This window comes from uncultured Bradyrhizobium sp., assembly GCF_964252615.1.
Taxonomy (GTDB): Bacteria; Pseudomonadota; Alphaproteobacteria; order Rhizobiales; family Xanthobacteraceae; genus Bradyrhizobium.
Map to the genome: position 1 here is coordinate 36,017 of NZ_CAXUNQ010000005.1, position 21,876 is coordinate 57,892.

The 21,876-nt window shown below is 62.6% G+C and carries 19 protein-coding genes; 11 read left to right on the forward strand and 8 right to left on the reverse strand.

Annotation, left to right across the window (positions count from 1 at the left end):
- Positions 1 to 150 precede the first annotated feature (150 nt).
- Both ACFE72_RS04790 and ACFE72_RS04795 read right to left on the reverse strand, forming a co-directional pair.
- Entirely contained in the window at positions 151 to 975 is an 825-nt protein-coding gene (locus ACFE72_RS04790) for an enoyl-CoA hydratase (RefSeq protein WP_375411918.1), read from the reverse strand.
- Positions 972 to 2,177 carry a murein L,D-transpeptidase gene (locus ACFE72_RS04795; protein WP_375411919.1) on the reverse strand — a complete coding sequence of 402 codons (1,206 nt, stop codon included), beginning with the start codon at positions 2,175 to 2,177 and terminating at the stop codon, positions 972 to 974. Before ACFE72_RS04795 ends, ACFE72_RS04790 begins: the two co-directional genes overlap by 4 nt.
- 384 nt (positions 2,178 to 2,561) lie before the next feature.
- On the opposite strand from ACFE72_RS04795, the gene ACFE72_RS04800 reads away from it, so the two are divergent.
- Positions 2,562 to 3,536, forward strand: coding sequence for a Bug family tripartite tricarboxylate transporter substrate binding protein (locus ACFE72_RS04800; protein ID WP_375411920.1), 975 nt, complete (start codon positions 2,562 to 2,564; stop codon positions 3,534 to 3,536).
- 9 nt (positions 3,537 to 3,545) lie between these two features.
- A complete protein-coding gene (locus ACFE72_RS04805) occupies positions 3,546 to 5,195 on the forward strand; it encodes an FAD-dependent oxidoreductase (protein ID WP_375411921.1) in 1,650 nt (549 codons plus the stop codon).
- 34 nt (positions 5,196 to 5,229) lie between these two features.
- On the opposite strand, the gene ACFE72_RS04810 is transcribed toward ACFE72_RS04805, so the two are convergent.
- Both ACFE72_RS04810 and ACFE72_RS04815 read right to left on the reverse strand, forming a co-directional pair.
- Positions 5,230 to 5,622 (reverse strand): helix-turn-helix domain-containing protein, encoded by a 393-nt coding sequence (locus ACFE72_RS04810; protein WP_375411922.1) that lies wholly within the window; start codon positions 5,620 to 5,622, stop codon positions 5,230 to 5,232.
- 12 nt (positions 5,623 to 5,634) lie between these two features.
- Entirely contained in the window at positions 5,635 to 6,681 is a 1,047-nt protein-coding gene (locus ACFE72_RS04815) for a LysR family transcriptional regulator (RefSeq protein WP_375411923.1), read from the reverse strand.
- A gap of 273 nt (positions 6,682 to 6,954) precedes the next feature.
- Here ACFE72_RS04815 and ACFE72_RS04820 point away from each other — a divergent pair, with 273 nt between their 5' ends.
- Together ACFE72_RS04820 and ACFE72_RS04825 are read left to right on the forward strand one after the other, a co-directional pair.
- The gene (locus ACFE72_RS04820; protein WP_375411924.1) at positions 6,955 to 7,515 is read left to right on the forward strand and encodes a cysteine hydrolase family protein; all 561 of its coding nucleotides are present in this window, start codon (positions 6,955 to 6,957) and stop codon (positions 7,513 to 7,515) included.
- Positions 7,508 to 7,819: a hypothetical protein gene (locus tag ACFE72_RS04825; protein ID WP_375411925.1), complete on the forward strand. Its 312-nt coding sequence runs from the start codon at positions 7,508 to 7,510 to the stop codon at positions 7,817 to 7,819. The genes ACFE72_RS04820 and ACFE72_RS04825 overlap by 8 nt, the downstream gene beginning before the upstream one ends.
- A 203-nt stretch (positions 7,820 to 8,022) precedes the next feature.
- On the opposite strand, the gene ACFE72_RS04830 is transcribed toward ACFE72_RS04825, so the two are convergent.
- Positions 8,023 to 9,297, reverse strand: coding sequence for a serine hydrolase domain-containing protein (locus ACFE72_RS04830; RefSeq protein WP_375411926.1), 1,275 nt, complete (start codon positions 9,295 to 9,297; stop codon positions 8,023 to 8,025).
- Between the two features lie 138 nt (positions 9,298 to 9,435).
- Here ACFE72_RS04830 and ACFE72_RS04835 point away from each other — a divergent pair, with 138 nt between their 5' ends.
- The 7 genes from ACFE72_RS04835 (at position 9,436) to ACFE72_RS04865 (ending at position 18,278) form a co-directional block, all read left to right on the forward strand.
- Positions 9,436 to 10,350: an intradiol ring-cleavage dioxygenase gene (locus ACFE72_RS04835; protein WP_375411927.1), complete on the forward strand. Its 915-nt coding sequence runs from the start codon at positions 9,436 to 9,438 to the stop codon at positions 10,348 to 10,350.
- Between the two features lie 408 nt (positions 10,351 to 10,758).
- The gene (locus ACFE72_RS04840; RefSeq protein ID WP_375411928.1) at positions 10,759 to 12,075 is read left to right on the forward strand and encodes a CmpA/NrtA family ABC transporter substrate-binding protein; all 1,317 of its coding nucleotides are present in this window, start codon (positions 10,759 to 10,761) and stop codon (positions 12,073 to 12,075) included.
- 2 nt (positions 12,076 to 12,077) lie between these two features.
- A complete protein-coding gene (gene ntrB / locus ACFE72_RS04845) occupies positions 12,078 to 12,971 on the forward strand; it encodes a nitrate ABC transporter permease (protein WP_375411929.1) in 894 nt (297 codons plus the stop codon).
- Between the two features lie 10 nt (positions 12,972 to 12,981).
- Complete coding sequence (locus ACFE72_RS04850) at positions 12,982 to 13,776, forward strand: ABC transporter ATP-binding protein (RefSeq protein ID WP_375411930.1); 795 nt, start codon at positions 12,982 to 12,984, stop codon at positions 13,774 to 13,776.
- 121 nt (positions 13,777 to 13,897) lie between these two features.
- Positions 13,898 to 14,323, forward strand: coding sequence for a globin family protein (locus tag ACFE72_RS04855; RefSeq protein ID WP_375412044.1), 426 nt, complete (start codon positions 13,898 to 13,900; stop codon positions 14,321 to 14,323).
- A 10-nt stretch (positions 14,324 to 14,333) separates the two neighbouring features.
- The gene (locus ACFE72_RS04860; protein ID WP_375411931.1) at positions 14,334 to 15,551 is read left to right on the forward strand and encodes an NAD(P)/FAD-dependent oxidoreductase; all 1,218 of its coding nucleotides are present in this window, start codon (positions 14,334 to 14,336) and stop codon (positions 15,549 to 15,551) included.
- A gap of 18 nt (positions 15,552 to 15,569) precedes the next feature.
- Positions 15,570 to 18,278, forward strand: a complete 2,709-nt coding sequence (locus tag ACFE72_RS04865) for a molybdopterin-dependent oxidoreductase (protein ID WP_375411932.1) — start codon at positions 15,570 to 15,572, stop codon at positions 18,276 to 18,278.
- A gap of 101 nt (positions 18,279 to 18,379) precedes the next feature.
- On the opposite strand, the gene ACFE72_RS04870 is transcribed toward ACFE72_RS04865, so the two are convergent.
- From ACFE72_RS04870 to ACFE72_RS04880, 3 genes are all read right to left on the reverse strand, one after another.
- Complete coding sequence (locus ACFE72_RS04870; protein ID WP_375411933.1) at positions 18,380 to 19,204, reverse strand: carbohydrate ABC transporter permease; 825 nt, start codon at positions 19,202 to 19,204, stop codon at positions 18,380 to 18,382.
- Positions 19,201 to 20,124: a carbohydrate ABC transporter permease gene (locus ACFE72_RS04875; RefSeq protein ID WP_375411934.1), complete on the reverse strand. Its 924-nt coding sequence runs from the start codon at positions 20,122 to 20,124 to the stop codon at positions 19,201 to 19,203. The genes ACFE72_RS04870 and ACFE72_RS04875 overlap by 4 nt, the downstream gene beginning before the upstream one ends.
- 251 nt (positions 20,125 to 20,375) lie before the next feature.
- Positions 20,376 to 21,701 carry an ABC transporter substrate-binding protein gene (locus tag ACFE72_RS04880; RefSeq protein ID WP_375411935.1) on the reverse strand — a complete coding sequence of 442 codons (1,326 nt, stop codon included), beginning with the start codon at positions 21,699 to 21,701 and terminating at the stop codon, positions 20,376 to 20,378.
- Between the last annotated feature and the right edge of the window lie 175 nt (positions 21,702 to 21,876).

Genomic DNA, 21,876 nt, shown 5'->3' on the forward strand with positions numbered 1-21,876 from the left:
GGCGGGGACCATAACCCCTGGCATCTGTGATAAAACCGCGGAGTTCAACAAGGATACTGACGCTATCCGGATTATAGAGCACATGGAGTATGGGTCCCCGCCCGCGCGGGGACGACGCTGAGGATGCACGGCGTCCGGAGCACGCGGCCGCTACTTCCCCTTGAACACCGGCTTGCGCTTTTCCATGAAGGCGCGGCGGCCTTCGCGAAAATCTTCGCTGTCCATGCAGGCGCTGCCGATCGCCTTGACCGCGTCGAAGTCGCGGTCGTCCGGATCTTTCAACACCTGCGCGATGGTGATCTTAGCGGCCTTGATCGCGAGCGGCGCGTTGCCGGAGATGGCGCGGGCGATTTCCAGCGTTGCGTCCCACAGTTCGGCGTCGGGCAATACGCGGTCGACGAGCCCGATCCGCTGCGCTTCTGCGGAACCGATCCGCATGCCGGTGTACATGATCAGCCGCGCCCAGGACGGGCCGACCAGCGTCACCAGGTTGCGCAGGCCGTCATAGCCATAGGCGATGCCGAGTTTTGCCGCGGGAATGCCGAACTGGCTGTCATCGGCGGCAAGGCGGATATCCGCCAGCATTGCCACCTGCATGCCGCCGCCGAGGCAAAAGCCGCGGATGCAGGCGATGGTCGGCTTTGGATAATCGGCCAGCAAGGCGCGTTGCGCGGCGCTGCGTTTTGAATACTCTTCCGAGGCTTCGGCGTTGTGGCGAGTCTTCTCGAACTGGCTGATATCCGCGCCGGACACGAACGCCTTGTCGCCGGCGCCGACCAGAACTACAACGCGGACCCCTGGATCGTCGCGCAATTCGATCAGTGCCAGCCCAAGCCCTTCCCACATGTCCAGCGACATGGCATTGCGCTTTTCGGGATTGTTGAACGTGACGATGCCGATGCCGTCGCCAACGCTTTGCAGGATCTTGCCCTCGGCGTAGGACTTCTCCTGATCTTTCGGGACGTTCAACATCATCGGGCGAGATGCGCGGTGAGAGGATGGCTGCCGGCCTGGTTGAAGAAGGCGGCTTCTTCGGCGGTGGCTTCCAGCAATTGCGCATCCTGATCGTAGATGTCGTTGCGAAACTGCACCGTCTGGTCGCTGGTCATCCATCCGGTCAGATAAATCCACGCCACCGGGATCTTCCTGGTTAGATGGACGTCTTCGCGCGCGCCGCCGGCGATGACGCGGTCGATTTCCGCGCGCGTCCATTTCGGCTGGTCCTTGAGCAGCCAGGCGGCGAGGTCGCGCACATTGTCGACGCGCGAGCAGCCGTGCGAATCGAACCGGTAATCGTCCGCGAACAGGTTGCGCTGGTTGGTATCGTGCATGTAGACCGAATAGGGATTCGGCATGTCGATCTTCACCGCGCCGAGCGCGTTCCAGGCGCCGGACTGCTGGCGCACGGTAAAATTCGGCGTGCGGCTGCCGGACCAGTCCACCGAATGCGGATCGATCGGGGCGTCGTTGGCGCCGAGCACCTCCATGTGCATGCGGGCGAGATAGCCGGGGTCCTTGCGCATATGCGCCGAAATCTCGGTTTTCGAAATTGAAGACGGCACCGTCCAGGTCGGGTTGAGGTTGACGCTGGTAATCTCGGCGGTCAGCGTCGGCGAGGGTTTTTCGGTCTTGCCGACGATGACGCGATAGCGCCGCACCACCGTGTCGTTTTCGATCGCCTCCGCATAGGTGGCCGGAAGATTGACCACGACGTAACGCTCTCCGAACTTGAAATCCATGTTGGCGATCCGTTCCAGCGAGGCTTCCAGTTGCTGGACGCGCTTATGCACGGAGACATTGAGCGCGGCCAAGGTCCGCGGCGTCATGGCGCCCGTGGCGGCGAGGCCGTGACGCGCCTGGAAGCGCTTCAAGGCTTCTGCGAGGACGTCATCATACGGTCCGGCGGATTTGTCGGCCGCGAGATCCTCGGTGATGATCAGGCGTTTGCGCAAGAGATCGTCGTGCGGTCCCTGCACGCCAGGTGCGAATTTGGCGTCGGCGGGAATCATCGGCCATCCGCCGCGTACCGCGATATCGGAATAGCTCAGCGCGGCTTCCCTGATCCGTCTTGCGGTGCCTTCGTCGAAGGTCGGCTGGTGCGACAGCGCCAAAGCCGCCGCCGAACGTGACTCGGGTGTCGAAGCTGCGGCCGCCGGCTTTGCGGGTACAGCGTGCACGCTTGGGTGGGCCGCTCCCATCGGCGCCGCTACGGGCCCTGGCGGGATGGATGCGCTACCGGAACCTTGAGAAAATCCCGGTCCGGTGCCAAAGAGAAGGGCCGCGGCAGCAAGTATCACTTTTCGCATTGTTGATGCTTTCAGGGCGCCAATCGGCGCAGGTTCCGTCAATCGGGTGAGAGCTACATCCGCGGATGCATCTTTGCAACGCTTAGCCAACAGAAGTTGCCTTCCCATTAAGCTGCCTTGTCTCTATCGCACTGCCGCAAGACGGCGGTCCGTCGTGCATGGACTTGACCTGCGCATCGATCCCGCTTCACAAGAATCTCGAAAGCAGATGGATGACCGCCAAGCCGGTCATGACAAAGAAAACGGGAGAACGCCATGCGGTTGACGCGTCGGGATGCGATGGCCGTCGGAGCGGCGGCGCTGCTGGCGTCCCCGGCCGTCGCTCAGTCCGGCTACCCGGCCCGAACCATTAGAATGGTCGTGCCTTATCCGGCGGGAGGCACCACCGACTTTCTCGGCCGCCTGGTCGCCGATCAATTGAAGAGCGGCCTCAACGCGACCTGCATCGTGGAGAACAAGCCGGGAGCCGGCACGACGCTGGGTGCCAACGAGGTCGCGCGTTCCGAACCCGACGGCTACACGCTGCTGATGGCGACGTCGACCACGCTGGCCATCAACAAGGCGCTGTACAAGAAGCTGCCCTACGATCCGGTCAAGGACTTTACACCGATCGCACTGCTGGCAGGGGTACCCTTCGCTCTCATCATCAACCCGTCGGTGCCGGCGCGGACGTTGGCCGACTTCATCGCCTACTTGAAATCGACGCCCGGGCTGCCGTACGGGTCGGCCGGAATCGGCAGCCCGCAGCATCTCGGCGCAGAGATGCTGAAAACCGCGGCCGGCGTTGACATCCGCCATGTGCCGTATCGCGGCAGCGTGCCGGCCATGCTCGACGTGATCGCCGGCCATATTCCGTTCATGGTGGTCGACTTGCAGCCGGCGCTGCAGCAGATCCGCGAGGGTAAGGTCCGGGTTCTCGGCGTCACCACGCCGGGCCGGGTCGCGGCGGCGCCGGATATTCCAACCCTGGCGGAAGCGGGGCTACCGGGCTTCGAACTGGTCGCGTGGCAGGGCGTAGTCGCGCCCGCAGGCACTCCTGAGAAAATCGTCGAACAACTGGCGGGGCAAATCGACAAGCTGGTGGCCGATCCCGCGACGCGCGGCAAGCTGACGGCGCTGGCGCTGGAGCCGTTGACCGGATCGACGCCGGGCGGCTTTGCCGCCTATGTCAAAACCGAGGTCGAGCGCTGGGCGGTGGTGGTGAAGAATTCCGGCGCCGAGGCGGATTAGGCGCGACGCATGCCGACAGATATCGAATCGGACGTCCTGATCGTGGGCGCAGGGCCGGTCGGGCTTACCTTAGCCATTGATCTCGCATGGCGCGGTATCGAGGTTACGGTGGTCGAGACGCGCGCCCCTGCGGCCGCGCCGGATCCGAAATGCAATCACGTCGCCGCCCGCACCATGGAAACCTTCCGGCGGCTGGGCATTGCCGACAAGGTGCGCAACGCCGGATTGCCCGCGGATTACCCCCACGACATCAGTTACCGCACCACCTTCACGGGACAGGAACTGACGCGAATCCGCATTCCGTGTCGCCGCGACCGCTTCACCATGACCGACGGCCCCGACTGCAACTGGCCGACGCCGGAACCGCCGCATCGCATCAATCAGATCTTTCTCGAGCCGGTCCTGTTCGAGCACGCCGCGGCCCAGCGGCGCATCCGCATCGTCAACCGCACTTCCGTCGACGAGGTTGCGGTCGGGGAGACGTCGGCGCGCGCCACGCTTCGCGACCTCGATAGCGGCACCGGCACGCGAATGAGCTGCCGTTTCCTGGTCGGCTGTGACGGCGCCCGCTCCGTCGTCCGCAAGGCCATCGGCGCCGGACTGACCGGCGATGCCGTGGTGCAGCGGGTGCAGTCGAGCTACATCCGCGCGCCCGATCTGATCAAGCTGCAGCGGCATGAGCGCGCGTGGGGGACAGGGTCCATCAATCCTCGGCGCGCCGGCATGGTCTATGCGATCGACGGCGTCGAGCGATGGCTGGTGCATAATTACATGAAGCCGGATGAGCCGGATTTCGAGTCGGTCGACCGCGACGCCTGCATTCGGGCCATCCTCGGCGTGACCGGCGATTTTCGCTACGACCTCATCTCGAAGGAAGATTGGGTCGGCCGGCGACTTATCGCGGACAAGTTCCGCGACCGTTGCGCGTTCATCGCGGGCGACGCGGCGCATATCTGGGTGCCTTATGCGGGCTACGGCATGAATGCCGGGATTGCCGATGCCATGAACCTGTCGTGGCTGCTTGCAGCCCATCTCAATGGCTGGGCGCCGCTTGCCATCCTCGACGCCTACGAGGCGGAACGTTGGCCGATCACGAGCCAGGTGTCGCGGTTCGCCATGGTGCATGCGGAAGCTGAAATCCGGCGCCGCGGCGCGGTGCCTGCCGACATCGAGGATGCCGGATGGCAGGGAGAACTGGCGCGGCGGGACGTCGGGCGCGTCGCCTACGAGATCAACGTCCAGCAATACGCCTGCGCCGGGCTCAATTTCGGCACCTTTTACGACGGCTCGCCGATCATCGCTTACGACGGCGCCGAACATCCGGCCTATACGATGGACGGCTATACGCCATCGACCGTGCCCGGCTGCCGCACGCCGCATTTTTGGCGCAACGACGGCCGCTCGCTGTACGACGCGATGGGGCCGGAGTTTACCCTCCTGAGGTTTGATTCGTCGCTCGACACGGCTGCGCTTCAGGCTGCGGCCGAGCGCAGGGGGATGCCGCTGGCGGTGCTCGATGTTGATGTAGCAGAGGCCTGCGGCCTATACGACCACAGGCTGGTGCTGTCCCGGCCGGACCAGCACGTCGCCTGGCGCGGCGACACGCTGCCGCCCGATTCCCTGGCGCTGGTCGATCACGTGCGGGGGGCGACAGGTTGAAATCGCGCAGCGGCGCTCAACCATACCCCATGCTCTAGTCTTCGGCGGCGATCGATTCCATCAGGGACACCAGCTGACGCTGCACGGTCTGGTCCTTGATCTTGCTGTAAGCCCGCAGAAGCCGAAGGCTGAACGCGCTGTCGAGAAACAGCAGGCTCTCTACTTCCCGCGATTTGCCGTCGCCGTCATAGAAGAAGGTCACGGGCACATCGAGCGCTGTGGCGATTTGCTGAAGCCGGGCCGCGCCGACCCGGTTGACGCCCTTCTCGTATTTCTGGACCTGCTGGAAACTGACACCCAGCTTCTGGCCAAGCTCTGCCTGTGAAATTCGTTGCTCAACGCGGCGCAAGCGGATTCTTTTGCCCATCTCAATGTCGGGTTTGCCGGCACTGCGCTGTTTCATTCTCTTTACCGCTAATTTGTTCATATCGAGCTCTACCTACCGTCCTTCGATCGAGAAACCCTCGAACAGGTTTCTCAGGGATTCTTCCTTATATACCGCTTTCAGGTCATTTGGATGGATGAATTCGTCTTTAAACCACGGAAATCTTTTAGAGTTAAAGGCCTCGACAATCCAGTCGATCATGTGCCGGATACGGGGGATACGGCTGCTACCCGGATGATAAGACAGCCAAATATCGAACGAACGGTGCAAATCGATGTCCAAAGGCACGATTTTTGCCCCCAGCACGCAGGCATAGGTCGGGAATAATCCGATCCCGGCGCCATTGGCTACCGCCCAGTAGTTGGCGCTGGAGACATTGGTCTTCATCACCAGCGGGTTGTGCCGGGAAACCTCCGGGAACCAGCTCTCGAAAATTTCCTTGGTGGCGGCCTGCTCGGCGACCTGCATCACGATCCGGTGCTTGACCAAGTCGTCGCGGGTTCGCGGCATGCCATAGGTTTCGATGTATTTTTTGCTGGCGAACGGCGTTACATGCATCCGCCCGAGCTTTACCAGCTTTACGTCCAGCATCGTAGGTCGCGAAAGATGGATTGCAATATCGGCTTCATGGCGCGAAACATCCGCCGAGCGCATCGCGCAATGCAGATCGATGAGGATGTTCGGGAAGGATTGCTGAAATTCGACGAGGCGGGGCGCCAGCCAAAATGTCCCCAGGCCCTCGGTGATCGCGATTCGGACTTCGCCCGAGAGCGTCTGGGTCACCGAGCTGCCGGTCCGCAGCAATTCGAACGAAGCGGCTTCCATGCGCTCCACCGCCGAAACAACCAGCGCGCCTTCGTCGGTAAGCCGGGTGCCGTGAACGTCGCGCGTGAACAGCGTAGCGCCGATCTGGCGCTCGAAGTCGTCAATTCGCCGGCGAACGCCGTTGATCGACAGACCGAGCCGCTCGGCGGCGGATCTGGAACTTCCACAGCGCACGACTTCCAGGAAAACCCTGGCCGCATCCCAATCGGTCAGCCCGCCGAGGCCGACCCTGTGGTGTTCCTCCTGAGGAACGCCGCTTTCCAGCAACGCGCGCATACGCCAAACCTCCTGCGGGTTAAACTCTGGCAGAACATCGCAACATGCACAACGCGGATGGATGGTGGTGGCGTTACCCGGCCTTGGAAAAGCCCGTATTCAATCCGTTCGGCGAGGAGACATTAGTTGTTTTGCGGGCATCACAGTTTCACTTGCGAGTATACCTGCCACTCTGAAACAATTGCGGCCGCGGCCTGTCGCTGGCCCGTCCGCTGAAAGGGGAACCGCGTGACGTCAGTCGTAAGCCTTCGGACATTTGCGAATTCATCCCACGTGCCCGTTGTGGTGTTCGTGGATATGCAGCAGGAATATCTGGCGGCGCCGCGTCTGCTGGCGATTCCCGAAATCGATCGGCCGCTGGCTAATTGCCGAAAGGTTCTTGACCATTCGCGCACGCTCGGCCTGCCGGTCGCGTTTATCCGCATGATCGACGACTGCGCGTTCTTCAACCGCGCTACGCCCTTCGTGCGTTGGATCGAAGGCTTCGAACCATGTCGCAACGAAATGATATTCGAACGCTCCAGCCCGTCCTGTTACGCCAGCGAGCCGTTCGCTTCGCTGATGAATCAATGTCGCGGCGGCATCGTGCTGGCCGGGTTCGCCGGCGAATCAGCCTGCTTGTCGACGCTGATCGATGCCTTCCATCGAAATCACAAGGTCACGTATCTGTCGGACGCATCAGCCAGTCATGCGCTTGAGGACGTGCCGGCAAATCAAATTCATAGGGCTGTTTCAAAGATATCTGGTCTTTACGGCGACGTATACGAAACCGACGACTGGATCGCCTCGACTCAACCGCGCAGGCTCGGCAGGGGGAACAACGCTGGTGGCTAATTTAAATAATCGGTTGCGTTTAGTCTCGGACTCGGACGCGCATCTACGTACAATCATCGCCAATCTCGAGCAAACTCGCGTCTCGCTCGTCGAAAGCGCGAATCCGGAAGCGGCTCAAATCCTGGCCGTGGCAATTCTTCAGCTCCGGATGCGGCTGCATCGCGTCGCTGATGCCGAATTGAAGGCCTTGTGTCAGGCTATGCAGCTTCAGGAGGCGGACCGGGCGAGGAAAGCGGAGGAACTGGCTTCGAAAGACAGACCCTCCGCCGGACGCGGTTCGCGCTGGCCGAACTCGATCAAGTAGCGAGCCGTGCACTGATCGAGCCCGGCCGTTGCCGAGGCAACGGCCGGGCTCGAGATAGTTCGCGGTCCCGCGTGCTGATTCGGCGCGCAGCGCTGCTTTACGGAACGCGGACCATTACGAATATCACTCTTCCGACGTTTCCGGCTCAGCCGAACCACTCCGCAACAGCGGCGTTGCGCAGCATCCGTGGAGCGCGCAGCGTGCTAGAGATTGCTGTCGGTGATGGCCGCGTAGATCATGGTGCGCAGCTCGCGCCGTACCGGATAGGCACTCGACGGCAGCACCTGGGTCATGAAAACCACGATCAACTCCTCCGCAGGATCGATCCAGAACGACGTCGTCGCAGCACCCCCCCAGGCATACTCCCCGGCGCTGCCCGCAATGAGGGTCTTGGCAGGGTCCATGGTGATGGAGAAGCCGAGGCCGAAACCGATGCCGTTGTAGGTCGCTTCCGCAAACATCGATCGCGACATTTCCGGCAGATCGCGCCCGCCGGGCAGGTGGTTTGTCGTCATCAGCGCCAGCGTTTTAGGGCCGATCAGTCTGGCGCCGCCGAGTTCGCCGCCGTTCAGCAGCGCGCGGCAGAAGGTGAGGTAATCTGCCGCGGTCGAACACAGGCCGCCGCCGCCCGAGATAAACGACGGCGGTGTCAGGAACGGACTGTTGGTCGGGTCGTCCTGCAGCGTCAGGCCGCCCTTTTTTTCGGCCGCATGAAACGACATCAGGCCGCCGGGGTCGGCGTTGTAGCAGGCTGCGAAACGATGAACCTTATCCGCCGGCACGAAGAAGTCGGTGTCGGCCATTCCCAGCGGATCAAAAATACGCTCCTTCAGGAACTGCTCGAGCGGTCTGCCGCTGATCTTTTGGATGAGATAGCCGATCACATCGGCGGAGACGGAATAATTCCAGGCTTCCCCCGGGGAAAATTCCAGCGGGGTCTTTGCGAGCTCGCCGATCATGGACGACAGGGTGCTTCCGTTGATCAGTTCGCCGATCTTTTTCTCGCGATAGGCGGCATCCACATTGCTGCGCTGCTGGAATCCGTAAGTCAGCCCGGAGGTGTGACGCAACAAATCGACAATCAGCATCGGCCGCGCCGGTGGCCGGGTCAGGAACCCAGGCGCCGTGCCGGCCTGGAATACGCCGAGATTTTTCCATTCCGGAATGTATTTGTGGACCGGCTCATCAAGCGCGACGCGGCCTTCCTCAACCAGCATCATGAAGGCGACCGACGTGATCGGCTTGGTCATGGAGTAGATGCGAAAGATGGTGTCGTCCTTGATCGGCGCCTTGCGCTCGACATCGGCAAAACCCTGCACGGCCGAGTGGACGACGCTGCCGCGGCGGTAGACCAGAAGCTGCGTGCCCGGAAAGCGGCCCGCCTCGATATAGCGGCGCTTCAGGTGATCCTCGATCCGGTCGAGGGCGGGTTTGGACATGCCGGCGGATTCGGGCGAGGCAGGGGTCGGCGCTAGCATCGGCGTTGCTCCAGAGCGGTCGGGACAGGCCCTGATAGCCCAAAAGTGTTCGGCATTCCAATGCCGGCGCGCTACTCTGCCCTGATGCCCTGGTATAGGCTGGCTGCCTAAACCGAGAATCCGCACAGGACGCCCCCAATGCCTCAATTCAATGACACCGAACTCACCGCCGCCGTCATTCGCAGTTTTGAAGAGACGCCGGATCCGCGCGTCAAATTCCTGCTGGAAGAGCTGGTGAAGTCGCTGCACGACTATGTCCGCAAGACCGATCTCAGCTTCGACGAATGGGGCTACGCGATCGATTTCCTGACCCGTGTGGGCCAGAAATGCACCTCGACGCGGCAGGAGTTCATTCTGCTCTCGGACGTGCTGGGAGTATCAATGCTTGTCGATGCGGTCAACCACCGCGAACGCGACGGCGCCACCGAGACTACGGTGCTGGGTCCGTTCTATGTCGGCGAGCACAAGCCGATGCAGCACGGAGCCGATATTTCGCCCGATCTCGATGGCGAGCCGATGTTCGTGCAGAGCCGCGTCACCGATCTTGCCGGCAAGCCGCTTGCGAACGTGCCGGTCGACGTCTGGCACGCCGATAATGACGGCTACTATGATTCACAAAGGCCTTCCTATGAAACGACCGGGCCGTCGTCACGGGCGCGGTTCGTCACCGATTCTGACGGGCGGTTTTTCTTCCGCACCATCCTGCCGTGCAGCTATCCGATCCCCACCGACGGTCCGGTCGGCGAAATGATCCTGCAGACGAGGCGGCATCCGATGCGGCCGGCCCATGTGCACTTTCTGGTCAATGCTCCCGGCCATGAGCCGCTGATCACCCACGTCTTCATCGAGGGCGACAAATATCTTGATTCCGACGTGGTGTTCGGGGTGAAGGACGATCTGATTTCCAAAATCGAACAGCACACCGATCCGGCGATGCCGGACGGCAGACCGGCCGGCGGTCCCTGGCATCTGATGACTTACGATTTCCGGATGAAGCCCGGCAAGGGCAATGCGCCGAAGCCGATGATGGCGGCGGTGAAGGAAGACGCGTAAGTCGCTGCGCGCCACGTCATTGCGCGAGCAAGCAGTGCAATCCAGAGACCGTACGCATACTGAATTGCTACGCAAGAGCCTCTCGCAATGGCGGCGCTGCTCTGCTCATTTGTTGTGCGCCGCACAAGAAATGAGCGAATCGCAAATTTTGGATGCGCTCCACTAGCAGGCGCCAACGGCTAGCCGTTGTGTAACACTTTATAATATTTACTCTTTTTGCACTGCACGCGCTTGGCACGAAGCTTGAATAGTTGGTGCCGACGCCATTGAAGCCGTCCTTCGAAACCAATCATCCGAATTGTGACACCGCCAGACTGGGCCTCCCCAGAACGCGTCCCCATGCCTCAGCGCGTGCCTGCAGGTGACTTGAGACGGACGGCCATTCAGACGCAAAGGACGATAGCATCCATGACCAAGACCGACAGTCAGACGCCGCGCCGGGGCCTTAGCCGCCGTCAAATCCTCAAAGCGACAGCGGGGACTGCAGCGCTTCTTGCGGCTGCAAAACTGAATTTCCCCGCCGGCGCCTTTGCGGAAAGCGCGGGCCCCGAGGTGAAGGCTGCGAAACTGGGCTTCATCGCGCTGACGGACGCATCGCCGCTGTTTGTCGCCAAGGAAAAGGGCATCTTCGCCAAATACGGCATGCCCGATGTCGAAGTGCAGAAGCAGGCTTCATGGGGCACCACGCGCGACAATCTGGTGCTCGGCTCGGAAGGCAACGGCATCGACGGCGCGCATATCCTGACGCCCATGCCGTATCTGATCTCCGCGGGCAAGGTGACGCAGAACAACCAGCCGACGCCGATGTACATCTTGGCGCGGCTCAATTTGAACGGCCAGTGCATCTCGGTCGCCAAGGAATACAGCGACGTCAAGGTCGGCGTCGACACCACGCCGTTCAAGGTCGCGCTCGACAAGAAAAAAGCGTCGGGAAAATCGATCAAGGCGGCGATGACGTTCCCGGGCGGCACCCATGATTTGTGGATCCGCTACTGGCTCGCCGCCGGCGGGATCGATCCCGACAAGGACATCGAAACCATCGTGGTGCCGCCGCCGCAGATGGTCGCCAATATGAAGGTTGGCACCATGGATTGCTTCTGCGTCTGCGAGCCGTGGAACCTGCAACTGATCCATCAGGAGATCGGCTACACTGCAATCACCACGGGCGAACTGTGGGACAAGCATCCGGAAAAATCCTTCGGCATGCGCGCCGCTTACGTCGACAAATACCCCAAGGCCGCCAGGGCGCTGCTGATGGCGGTGATGGAAGCGCAGCAATGGTGCGAGAAGCCTGACAATCGCGAGGAAGTCGCCGCGATCTGCGCCAAGCGGCAGTGGATCAACTGTCCGGTCGACGACGTGACCGACCGCGTCAAGGGCAAGTTCGACTACGGCACCGGCCGGGTGGTCGAGAATTCGCCGCACATCATGCGGTTCTGGGCGGACCACGCCTCATATCCGTTCCAGAGCCACGACCTCTGGTTCATCACCGAGGACATCCGCTGGGGCAAATACGAGGCGGGCACTGACGCCAAGGCAATGATCGCCAAGGTCAACCGCGAGGATCTGTGGAAGGAGGCCGCAAAGGATCTTGGCATCGCCGCTTCGGAAATTCCGGCCTCGACGTCACGCGGCAAGGAGACCTTCTTCGACGGCAAGGTATTCGATCCGGAAAATCCCGCCGCGTATTTGAAGTCGCTGTCGATCAAACGCGTCGAGGTCTGATGATGAATATGCCCGCAAAGAAAATCGAGTCCGCCGCGGTCCTCGCCAGCGCGCCGGCTGCGATTGTAAAACTGACGCCGAAGCGGCTACCGGTCGCGGATAAATACGTCAAGATGGCGCGCGAAACCGCGGAGCGCGTGGTGCCGCCGTTGATCGTGCTTGCGTTGCTGATGCTGTTCTGGGAACTGGCGTGCCGGCGGGCGGGTTCGACGCTGCCGCCGCCGTCGCGGGTTTTCAAGGAAACCAAGGAACTGATCTTCGACCCGTTCTTCGACCGCGGCGGCATCGACAAGGGCCTGTTCTGGCATCTCTCCGCCAGCCTGCAGCGCGTCGCGCTCGGCTATTCGCTCGCGGCCGTGGCCGGTATTGCGCTGGGCACGCTGGTCGGTCAGTCGGTGTGGGCGATGCGCGGGCTCGATCCAATTTTCCAGGTGCTGCGGACGATTCCGCCGCTGGCCTGGCTGCCGCTGTCGCTCGCCGCATTCCGTGACGGCCAGCCTTCGGCGATCTTCGTGATTTTCATCACCTCGATCTGGCCGATTATCATCAATACCGCGGTCGGCATCCGCAATATCCCGCAGGACTACCGCAACGTCGCCGCGGTGGTCCAGCTCAATCCGCTGGAATTCTTCTGGAAGATCATGATCCCGGCAGCCGCGCCGTACATCTTCACCGGCCTGCGCATCGGTATCGGCCTGTCCTGGCTCGCCATCGTGGCCGCGGAAATGCTGATCGGCGGCGTCGGCATCGGGTTCTTCATCTGGGACGCATGGAATTCCTCGCACATCAGCGAAATCATTCTGGCGCTGTTCTACGTCGGTATCATCGGCTTCGTGCTCGACCGCATCATCGCGGGTCTCGCCAGAATCGTGACCCGCGGCACCGCGCTGAACTAGGGAACATGTCATGCAGCCATATCTAAAACTCGACCATATCGACAAGGTGTTCACGCGCGGCCATACGGCGACCGAGGTGCTGAAGGATGTATATCTCACGATCGAGAAGGGCGAATACGTCTCGATCATCGGGCATTCCGGTTGCGGCAAGTCGACGCTGCTCAACATCGTCGCCGGCCTCACCAACGCGACCATGGGATGCGTGCTGCTGGAAAATCGCGAGGTCAATTCCCCGGGTCCGGATCGCGCGGTGGTGTTCCAGAACCACAGCCTGCTGCCCTGGCTCACGGTCTATGAAAACGTCAAGCTTGGCGTCGACAAGGTTTTCGCCAAAACCAAGACCAAAGCCGAGCGCGACGCCTGGGTGATGCATAACCTCAACCTCGTGCAGATGACCCATGCCAAGGACAAACGGCCATCGGAAATTTCCGGCGGCATGAAGCAGCGCGTCGGCATTGCGCGCGCGCTGGCGATGGAGCCGAAAGTGTTGCTGCTGGACGAGCCGTTCGGCGCGCTGGACGCATTGACCCGCGCGCACCTTCAGGACTCGGTGATGGCGCTGCATCAGAAGCTCGGCAACACGATTTTGATGATCACGCATGACGTCGACGAGGCCGTGCTGCTGTCCGACCGCATCGTGATGATGACCAACGGTCCCAGCGCGCGGATCGGCGAGGTGTTGGACGTGCCGCTGGCGCGGCCGCGCAAGCGGCTGGAGCTTGCGACTAACGCCGGCTACCTGAAATGCCGGCAGCGCGTGCTGGAATTCCTCTACGAACGGCATCGCTTCGTGGAAGCGGCGTAGCCAACCCGTGCTCTCGCCATTGCCGGGCTTGACCCGGCAATCCACCGAAAGCGCAAAGAGTTTCAAGACGGAGGCGCGGGTCAAGCCCGCGCATGACGCGGTGCAGGGAACGGAGGCGCGCATGACACCGGATCAGGTCAAACTCGTGCAGGAAAGCTTCGCCAAGGTCGTGCCGATTTCGGAAACCGCGGCGGCATTGTTTTACGACCGGCTGTTCGAGATCGCGCCGGCGGTGAAGCCAATGTTCCCCGCCGACATGGCCGAGCAGCGCAAGAAGCTGATGGCGATGCTGGCCGTGGTCGTCAACGGCTTGAGCCACTTAGAATCGATCCTGCCGGCGGCGAGCGCGCTGGCGAAGCGACATGTCAATTACGGCGCCAGACCGGCGCACTATCCGGTGGTCGGCAGCGCCTTGCTCTGGACTTTGGAAAAAGGGCTCGGCAAGGCCTGGACGCCGGACGTCGCGGAGGCATGGACCGCCGCCTACGGCACCCTGTCGGGATACATGATCGCCGAAGCGTACGGCAGCGCCGAGGCGGCCGAGTAGGGAGCGTTCGGTGAGTGAGCCGCTGGTAATCGTCGGTAATGGAATGGCGGCGGCACGCCTGGTCGATGAATTGGCGAAGACCTCGCTCGGCCGTTACGCCATTGCGGTCATCGGCGACGAGCCGCGGCTGGCCTACAACCGCGTGCTGCTGTCCTCGGTGCTGGCGGGCGAAACCGCCTCGCATGATATCGAGCTCAAGCCCGCGTCCTGGTGGCGCGACCGCGGCGTCACGCTGAAATACGGCTGCGTCGCGACCGAGATCGATATCGGCCGCCGCGAACTCAAGATCGCCAATGAACAGTGCGTTACGTTTTCCAAGCTCGTGCTCGCCACCGGCTCGACTCCACTGCGATTGAACGTGCCCGGCGCCGATCTCGCGGGCGTGCATACGTTTCGCGACAGCCGGGATGTCGACCTGCTGCTGACGCTTGCCGCGCGCAAGACGCGCGTGGTCGTGGTCGGCGGCGGCTTGCTGGGGCTGGAGGCGGCCTATGGACTCGCCAAGGCCGGCGCGCCGGTGACGCTGATCCATTTGATGGATCGGCTGATGGAGCGCCAGCTCGACCTGCCGGCGGCGGAATTGCTGAAAACCCTGGTCGAACGCAAGGGCATCAACGTCCTGCTCAACGCCAATACCGCGCGCCTTCAGGGCGAACGCTTCGTCGAAGGCGTCGAATTGTCCGATGGACGCAGCATCGGCGCCGACGCCGTGATTTTTGCGGCCGGCATCCGGCCCAACGTCGCGCTGGCGAAAGATGCCGGGCTACCGGTCAATCGCGGCGTCGTCGTCGACGATCGTCTGCAAACCGGTGCGGCAGATATCTTCGCGCTCGGCGAATGCGCGGAGCATCGCGGCGTCTGTTATGGCCTGGTCGAGCCGGCCTATGAACAGGCGCGCGTGCTGGCACGCCATCTTTCGGGCGGAGAGGCGGTCTATCGCGGCAGCGTCGTCGCCACCAACCTGAAAGTTTCCGGCGTCGCTGTATTTTCCGCAGGCGATTTTATCGCGGCTGAGGGAACCGAAACCATCGTGCTCAACGATACCAAGCGCGGCGCCTACAAGAAGCTGGTGATCGCAAACGGCTGCCTGGCCGGCGCCGTGCTGGTCGGCGATACCGCCGATGCGTTGTGGTACCTCGAATTGATTCGCACCCGCGCGCCGATCGCCGCAATCCGCGGCGACATGATGTTCGGCCGCTCGCTCGCCATCCGTTCGGAGGCAGCGTGACGCGATGACGGGGCTGGCATGACCATGGTCGATCCCGCCTTGCGTGCCACCCGCACGAGCTGTCCCTACTGCGGCGTCGGGTGCGGCGTGCTGGCGACGCCGGATGGCAGCGGCGGCGCTGCGATATCAGGCGATCCCGGACACCCTGCGAATTTCGGCCGGCTGTGCTCGAAAGGCTCGGCGCTGGGCGAAACGCTCGGGCTCGATGCGCGGCTGCTCCACCCGATGATCCGCTGCAGCAGGGGCAATATGGAACGGGTGGCCTGGAGCGACGCGCTCGACCATGTGGCGCATCGTTTCCAGCACATCATCGCACGCGACGGTCCGGGTGCGGTGGCATTCTATCTGTCGGGGCAGTTGCTGACCGAAGATTACTACGTCGCCAACAAGCTGATGAAGGGATTCATCGGCAGTGCCAACGTCGATACCAATTCGCGGTTGTGCATGTCCTCGTCGGTGGCGGGACATCGCCGCGCTTTCGGCGCCGATACCGTTCCCGGCTGCTACGAGGACTTCGACGAAGCCGATCTTCTGGTTCTGGTCGGCTCCAACGCGGCGTGGTGTCATCCGGTGCTGTTCCAGCGCATGCTCGCCAACAAGCAGAACCGTGGCGCGCGCATTGTCGTCGTCGATCCGCGTCGCACCGACACCGCAGGCGATGCCGACCTGTTCCTTGCGCTGAAGCCGGGGACCGACACCGCGCTGTTCTCGGGACTGCTGGCGCATCTGGCGGACAACGGCGCGCTCGATCACGATTATATTGACCGGCATACTTCCGGCTTCGGCGAAGCGCTTGCGCGCGCGAAAATGATCGCGGGGAGTGCCGGCGCGACCGCGCTGGCGACGGGCCTCGGCGAAACCGACGTCGCGGCGTTCTTCCAGATGTTCCGGAATACCTCGCGCGTGGTCACGTTGTATTCGCAAGGTGTCAATCAATCCGCGCAAGGCACTGACAAGGTCAATGCCATCATCAATTGCCATCTGGCCACCGGGCGTATCGGCAGGTCCGGCGCATCGCCTTTCTCGCTGACCGGACAACCCAATGCCATGGGCGGGCGCGAGGTCGGCGGCCTTGCCAATCAACTCGCCGCACATATGGACTTCACGCCGCCGGACATCGACCGGGTGCGCCGGTTCTGGAAGGCGCCGCGCATGGCGACCCATGAGGGCCTCAAAGCGGTCCAGATGTTCGAGGCGATAGGACGCGGCGAGATCAAGGCGCTGTGGGTGATCGGCACCAATCCGGCGGTGTCGCTGCCCGACGCCGATACCGCGCGCGCCGCACTGAAAAAGCTCGATCTGTTCGTGATTTCCGAGAACGTGCGCTCCAACGACACCGTGAATGCCGGCGCGCATGTGCTGCTGCCGGCACAGGCCTGGGGCGAAAAATCCGGCACGGTGACCAATTCGGAACGCCGCGTGTCGCGGCAGCGCGCGTTCCTCCAACCGCCCGGCGAGGCGAAGCCGGATTGGTGGATGTTGAGCGAGGTCGCCAAGCGGCTGGGCTTCGGTGCGGCGTTTGCGTTCAATTCGGCGGCGGAGGTGTTTCGGGAACACGCCGCCCTGTCCGCATTCGAGAACAACGGCAGCCGCGATTTCGACCTTGGCGGCGTGGCGCGGCTGTCGGACGATGCGTTCGAGGCGATGGACCCGCTCGTGTGGCCGATGCGATGGGGAGAAGTCGAATCGCAGCGGCGTTTCTTTGCGGCGGGCAGCTTCTACACCAACGACCGCAAGGCGCGCTTCATCGCTCCGGAAATTCCGGCGCTGCGAACCGAAACCACGGCCGGGCGGCCGCTTCGGCTCAACACCGGCCGCATCCGCGATCAATGGCACACCATGACGCGTACCGGCATCAGTCCGCGCTTGAGCCAGCATCTGCCGGAGCCCTTCGTCGAAATACATCCCGACGATGCGGCGAGGGCGGGCCTCGCCGACGGCGACTTTGCGCGCGTCGTCACCGATTACGGCCGCTGCATCCTCAAGGTAACCGTCAGCACGCGCCAGCAGCGCGGCATGCTGTTCGCGCCGATCCACTGGAGCGACGACAACGCCTCGTCCGCACGGGTCGGCGCGCTGGTGGCGCCGTTCACCGATCCGTTTTCCGGCCAGCCCGAAAACAAGGCGACACCGGCATCGATCGCACCCTATGAATACGTCTTTCGCGGCTTCGCGCTGTCACGCGTTCAACTCGAATTGCCGCCGAACGTCTGGTGGGCGCGTCTCGCCGTCAACGGCGGCTATGGTTATCTGCTGGCGGACAATGCCGATCTTGCGAGATGGCAATCCTGGTTGCGGTCCGTCGCCAGCGACGACCTCGCCGAATACAGGGATTTCGGCGGCGGCATTTTTCGCGCCGCGTCATTTACCGGCGACCGCATCGAAACCTGCCTGTTCGTCGGTCCCGCGCAGGATGCCGGCGACTGGGGCGTGGTCAGGAACCTGTTCGCGATGGATGCGCTCGACGACGATCAGCGCCGCATGCTGCTGTCGGGTAAATCGGTCGACGGGCTGGCCAATCCCGGACAGATCGTGTGCGCCTGCTTCGGCGTCGGCCGCGCCGCGATCTGCGACGCCATCGTGGCGGGTGCAGGCTCGGCGTCCGATATCGGCGCGCGGCTGAAAGCCGGCACCAATTGCGGCTCGTGCATTCCGGAACTGAAGCGGCTTATTGTGCAGGCGGATGCTTCTAAGGCGCAGCCGCGCCGATTGGCGGCGGCGAATTAGTACGCCATCGTTGCCGGCGAAGCGAAGCAATCCAGAGCGGCGCGTGTGGCACGACTGGATTGCTTCGTCGCAAGGGGTCCTCGCAATGACGAGCGGGCTTATTACCCGCCCTTCACCGCCCCCGCAGTCAGCCCCGCCACGATCTGGCGCTGCGCGAACACGGTCAGCAGCAGCACCGGCAGGGTAACGAGCAGCGCCGCGGCGGCGAGAGGTCCCCAGCTCAACTGGTCGAACGAGATCATGTTGTAAACCGCAACCGGCAGCGTGCGCGTCTCCCGTCCGGCCAGCACGATGCCGAATACGAAGTTATTCCAGGAGAAGATTACCGCCAGGATGAACGCGACCGCGATGCCGGGCCGCGCGATCGGAAGCGCGACGTGGCGGAACACCTGCCAGCGCGTGGCGCCATCGATCAGCGCGGCTTCCTCAAGTTCCAGCGGCGTGGTCTCGAAATAGCCGATCATGATCCAGATCACGATCGGCACCGTCACCACGAGATGGATAATGATCTGCGGCCACAGCGTGCCGAGCAGACCGAACCACTGAAACAGCAGGAAAAGCGGAATGAGATAAGACAGGCCCGGTGTGATGCGCGCGATCAGGATCACGACGGCGGATTTGTGCGCCGCCATCCGGGCGATGCCGTAGCCGGCCGGCACGCCGACCAGCATCGCAAGCAGTGTCGCCGATCCCGTGACCAGCAGGCTGTTGACGAAATAGGTCAGAAACCGGTTGGACGAGAGCACGTCGGCATAGTTCTTCCAGGCGAAGCGCTCGGGAATGAAAACCGGCGGGTAGGCTGCGTTGTCGACCTCGAACTTGACCGAAAGTGAAGCCATCCAGAAGAAGAACAGCACGGCCGGCGACACGATGACGAACACCGCGAACCAAAGCCCGATCTTGCCGAGCATTTGCTTCAGGTTCATGCGCCGGCCCCGATCTCGGCCCAGTGCGTGCGCTGGCGCAGGTGCAGCAGTGCGGCCGCCAGCGCCACGATAAGGACAAAGAATACGACCGCGATCGCCGAGCCATAGCCGAGGTCATAATAGATGAAGGCCACGCTGTAGAGATAAAGGTTGATCGTCTCCGAGGCCGAGCCCGGCCCCCCTTGCGTGATCGCAAAGATGATATCGAAGCTCTTGACCGCATCGATCATGCGGATCATGGCGGCGATGAACAGGAACGGCGTGATCAGCGGCAGCGTGATGTAGCGGAACATCTGCCAGAAATTGGCGCCGTCGATGCGCGCGCTCTCGTATGGCTCGATCGGAATCGCCGCCAGCCCGCCGAGCACGATCAGCATCACCAGCGGCGTCCACTGCCAGGTCTCGACCAGCACCAGCGAGGGGATGACGGTCGCGGGATGGAAAACCCAGAGCTGCGGCGGAATGCCGGCCAGCGACAGCAGGTAGTTCAGCACGCCGAGTTGCGGGTGAAACATCATAGTCCACACCAGCGCAATCGCGACCGGTGTCGCCATCATCGGCATGATGAAGATGCCGCGCAGGAAGCCGCGCATCGGAAATCTTTGGTGAAATACTACGGCGGCGAATGTGCCGAGCAACAGCGGCAGCAGCACCGACAGCGCGGTGTAGACGAGCGTATGCCACACCGCTTCGACAAAGCGCGGATCGTTCGGCAGTCGCAGGTAGTTGGTGAGGCCGACGAAGGTGGTCGGCGAGCCGACCTTCCATTCGTTGAAACTCATCCAGATCGTGAACACCCACGGAAATACGATAACGGCGAGTACGACGATCAGCGCCGGCGCCACGAACGGCCAGTAGGAGGGCGGACGCAACTCCCGTTCAGGCGCGGCGACCGCGGTGGCCTTTTTTTGCTCGCGCATGATCATCAGCCCCGTCATTGCCGGGCTTGTCCCTACTGGATGCACACATCTCGTCATACGCGGGCTCGACCCGCGTATCCATCACTTCGGAAGACTCTTTTAATGGATGGATTGCCGGATCAGGCCCGGCAATGACGAGGAGATGTGTGCATCCAGTAGGGCTTGACCCGGCAATCCTTCTTTTGAAGAAGATGGATACGCGGGTCGAGCCCGCGCATGGCGATCGTTGAAATGCCCGCGCGGGACCACACTCACGCTTTCTCGCTGCGCTCCAGGATCGGCCGGAACTGCTCGTGCGCTTTTTTCAACTCGGTTGCCGGATCCGATCCCGACAGCGTCGCCGTCACGCCGGCGCCGACCAGATCGCGGAATTCGGCAACCGGAATGATCACCGGCAGGCCGAGCTTGCTGATCCTGGCGGAATCGATCACCGACTGCAGCCATTCCCGCGGCAGTTTTACCCCGCTGCGCACGTCCTCGTCGTTGAGGATCGAGTTGCGGAACGGCACGCCGCCGCCGGCCTGCAGCAGCCGCGCGCCCTGGGCTTTCGAGACCGCCCATTGGCAGAGCAGATAAGCGGCCTCCTTGTTCTTGCTCGCCTGCGCGATGCCGATGCCGTCGCCGTAGGTTGCCGAGTACTGACCTTTCGGTCCGGCCGGCACCACCGTATAGCCGACCTTGCCGACAATGCGCGAGGCCGCAGGATCCTCCAGCGGCGGTGCCCAGCCGACGCCGTCGATCCACATCGCGGAGCGACCTTGCGTGAAGGAGGCCATCGACTCCATCCAGTTGAAGCCGGAGACGCCCGGAGGTGCCACCTTGGTCAGCAGGCGCTGATACAGTTTTGTCGCCTCGATCGCCTCCGGGCCATCGGTCAGGATGTTGCCCCTGGCGTCGAGGAATTCACCGCCATAGTTGAGGAAGAAGTTGGTCCACAGCGTCATGTTGGCGTTGCGCAGGCCGCGTCCGACAAAGCCGAACGTGCCCTCTTTCGGATCGGTCAGCGTTTCGGCGGCGGCGACCATCTCTTCGAAGGTTTTCGGCACCGCGACGCCCTTCTTCTGGAACATCTCCTTGTTGTAATAGAGAATGAAATAGTCGACCGACCACGGCAGCGAGTGCATCTGGCCTTTGTCATTCCTGGCGTATTGCAGGCCTGCTGCCGAAAAATCGCTTTCCACCAGGTCCGGCGCGGTAAGGTTAGGGTCCTTCATGAAGCCCGACAGGTCGGCGAGCCAGCCGGCCTTCTCGAACTGCCGCTTCTGCACATGATAGCTGAGATGGATCACGTCGAAGCTCGGTCTGCCCGATGCGAGCTCGATCACGGCCTTTTGCCGCTGCTGCTGCTCGGGGATCTGTTCGGACTCGACCTGGATGCCAGTAAGGGCGGTGAACTCCTTGATGTTCTTTTGCAGGTTGTCGCCGCGCGGCCCCTTGGCGAGGATGACTTCCAGCTTGGTGCCGGCATACTTCTTCCATTGCGGCTCGGCGCGCGCCGGGAATCCTGCGAGACCAAGCGCTCCGGTGGCGAGTGTTCCGGCCAATACCGAACGCCTGGTCGGGCCTGCATGGGCCATGTGGTCATCCTCCCTGCAATCCGCCTTCAAGGGCGGTAATTCCGTAGGCCACCCGCTCGGCGGCGATGAGCGGCGGCGTGCCGGATTCATAGCACGCCTCACGACCGGGACAAGAACGGCATGCTGCGGCAAACCATCTTGCTGACGGATGCCACCGGCCGGCACGCGATGACAT

Excerpts from the sequence above, each read along its gene's own strand:
- ACFE72_RS04805 (WP_375411921.1), top strand. The coding sequence starts at position 3,546 with ATGCCGACAGATATCGAATCGGACGTCCTGATCGTGGGCGCAGGGCCG.
- ntrB (WP_375411929.1), top strand. The coding sequence starts at position 12,078 with ATGAATATGCCCGCAAAGAAAATCGAGTCCGCCGCGGTCCTCGCCAGC.
- ACFE72_RS04870 (WP_375411933.1), bottom strand. The coding sequence starts at position 19,204 with ATGAACCTGAAGCAAATGCTCGGCAAGATCGGGCTTTGGTTCGCGGTG.
- ACFE72_RS04835 (WP_375411927.1), top strand. The coding sequence starts at position 9,436 with ATGCCTCAATTCAATGACACCGAACTCACCGCCGCCGTCATTCGCAGT.
- ACFE72_RS04810 (WP_375411922.1), bottom strand. The coding sequence starts at position 5,622 with ATGAACAAATTAGCGGTAAAGAGAATGAAACAGCGCAGTGCCGGCAAA.
- ACFE72_RS04790 (WP_375411918.1), bottom strand. The coding sequence starts at position 975 with ATGATGTTGAACGTCCCGAAAGATCAGGAGAAGTCCTACGCCGAGGGC.
- ACFE72_RS04880 (WP_375411935.1), bottom strand. The coding sequence starts at position 21,701 with ATGGCCCATGCAGGCCCGACCAGGCGTTCGGTATTGGCCGGAACACTC.
- ACFE72_RS04875 (WP_375411934.1), bottom strand. The coding sequence starts at position 20,124 with ATGCGCGAGCAAAAAAAGGCCACCGCGGTCGCCGCGCCTGAACGGGAG.
- ACFE72_RS04865 (WP_375411932.1), top strand. The coding sequence starts at position 15,570 with ATGACCATGGTCGATCCCGCCTTGCGTGCCACCCGCACGAGCTGTCCC.
- ACFE72_RS04855 (WP_375412044.1), top strand. The coding sequence starts at position 13,898 with ATGACACCGGATCAGGTCAAACTCGTGCAGGAAAGCTTCGCCAAGGTC.
- ACFE72_RS04850 (WP_375411930.1), top strand. The coding sequence starts at position 12,982 with ATGCAGCCATATCTAAAACTCGACCATATCGACAAGGTGTTCACGCGC.
- ACFE72_RS04800 (WP_375411920.1), top strand. The coding sequence starts at position 2,562 with ATGCGGTTGACGCGTCGGGATGCGATGGCCGTCGGAGCGGCGGCGCTG.
- ACFE72_RS04830 (WP_375411926.1), bottom strand. The coding sequence starts at position 9,297 with ATGCTAGCGCCGACCCCTGCCTCGCCCGAATCCGCCGGCATGTCCAAA.
- ACFE72_RS04840 (WP_375411928.1), top strand. The coding sequence starts at position 10,759 with ATGACCAAGACCGACAGTCAGACGCCGCGCCGGGGCCTTAGCCGCCGT.
- ACFE72_RS04815 (WP_375411923.1), bottom strand. The coding sequence starts at position 6,681 with ATGCGCGCGTTGCTGGAAAGCGGCGTTCCTCAGGAGGAACACCACAGG.